The following is a 1,698-nucleotide window of genomic DNA, read 5'->3' as shown; positions in this document are numbered from 1 at the left end:
CGCTGAAGGTCTGGAACGCCGCAGGACTCGGCACAGTTGCCTGAGACCCTTTCATCCGATCAGAACTCAAGAGGAGCAGAACAACATGACACGCCAGTATTTCGGCACCGATGGCATCCGCGGCACCGTGGGGCAAGACCCGATCACCCCAGACTTCGCGCTGCGCCTGGGCCACGCCGTTGGCCGCGTTCTGCAACAAGGCCTGCAACGGCGCGGCAGCAAGCGCGCGCCGGCAATCTTGATCGGCAAGGACACCCGTATCTCCGGCTACATGATGGAGTCGGCGTTGGAAGCCGGCTTTGCCTCCGCAGGGGTCGACGTGCTGCTGACCGGCCCGCTGCCTACGCCGGGCGTGGCCTACCTGACCCGTGCATTGCGGCTGGACCTGGGGGTGGTGATCAGCGCTTCGCACAATGCTTTCCCCGACAACGGCATCAAGTTCTTTTCCGCCAAGGGCGAAAAGTTGTCGGATGCCTGGGAGGTGGCGGTCGAAAGCGCGCTGGCCGAGCCGCCGCAATGGGTGGAGTCTGCGCGGTTGGGCCGGGCCCGCCGGTTGGCCGATGCGCAGGGCCGCTACGTCGAATTCTGCAAATCCACGGTCAGCGGCGAGCTGACGCTGAAAGGCCTGAAGCTGGTGGTGGATGCCGCTCATGGTGCTGCCTACCAGGTCGCGCCGGCCGTCTTTCATGAACTGGGTGCCGAAGTCGTCAGCATCGGCTGCTCGCCCAACGGCACCAACATCAACGCCGGCTTTGGCGCCACGGCGCCGCAGGCCCTGGTTGCGGCGGTCAAAGAGCATGGCGCTGACTACGGCGTCGCGCTGGACGGTGATGCGGACCGTCTGCAACTGGTCGACGCCGCTGGCCGCCTCTACAACGGCGACGAACTGATTTATCTCATGGCGATGGACCGTCGCGCACAGGGTGAGGCGGTGCCAGGCATCGTCGGTACGCTGATGACCAACATGGCGGTCGAGGTGGCGTTGGCCGGGCAGAGCATCGAGCTGGTCCGCACCAAGGTCGGTGACCGCTATGTGTTGGAAGAACTGGGCCGGCGTGGCTGGTTGTTGGGCGGCGAAAGTTCTGGCCACTTGCTGGCGCTGGACAAGCACAGCACCGGCGACGGCATCGTCAGTGCGCTACAGGTGCTGCAAGCGGTTCAGCGCAGCGGCCGCAACCTGGCGGAGTTGCTGAGCGAGGTGGTGCTGTTCCCCCAGACCATGATCAATGTCCGGCTGGCCGATGGTGCCGACTGGACTGCCAACAAGGCATTGGCCCAGGAAATCGAGGCGGTCAAGGGCGAATTGGGCAGGTCGGGGCGGGTGCTGATTCGCGCTTCGGGCACCGAACCAGTGTTGCGCGTGATGGTCGAAGCGCGTGAAGCGCAACAGGCCAACGAACTGGCGCAGCGCCTGGCCGACCTTGCTCGAGCCTCGCGCTAGGTCGAGGTGACGGCAAAGAAACGGAAGAAGAGAGAAGAAGGCCGAACAAGCTAGAAAAAGCCTGATGACCATTGCGTGACAGTCGCATGACGCCTGTCACGCAGCGGGTTGAGTCAATGACGCCGCCGACCAAGCGTCACGGAGGTGTCACAGAACCTTCCTACAGTCCCGCTCGAACCGAGCCGAAGGGTGCGCAGTTGCGCCGGCCGGACACTGTAGAAAGGTTTGACGACATGCTGACTTCCCTTGTTCGCCCC

General features: G+C 64.1%; 1 protein-coding gene. It reads left to right on the top strand.

What is annotated here, in order from left to right; genetic code table 11:
* Positions 1-85: 85 nt before the first annotated feature.
* Positions 86-1,441 carry a phosphoglucosamine mutase gene (gene glmM, locus AC1DYI_RS34770; protein ID WP_477208656.1) on the top strand — a complete coding sequence of 452 codons (1,356 nt, stop codon included), beginning with the start codon at positions 86-88 and terminating at the stop codon, positions 1,439-1,441.
* Positions 1,442-1,698: the final 257 nt, after the last annotated feature.

The sequence above is a fragment of the Ideonella sp. P3_A4 genome (assembly GCF_056403075.1).
This window is presented reverse-complemented; position numbering and strand designations above follow the sequence as displayed.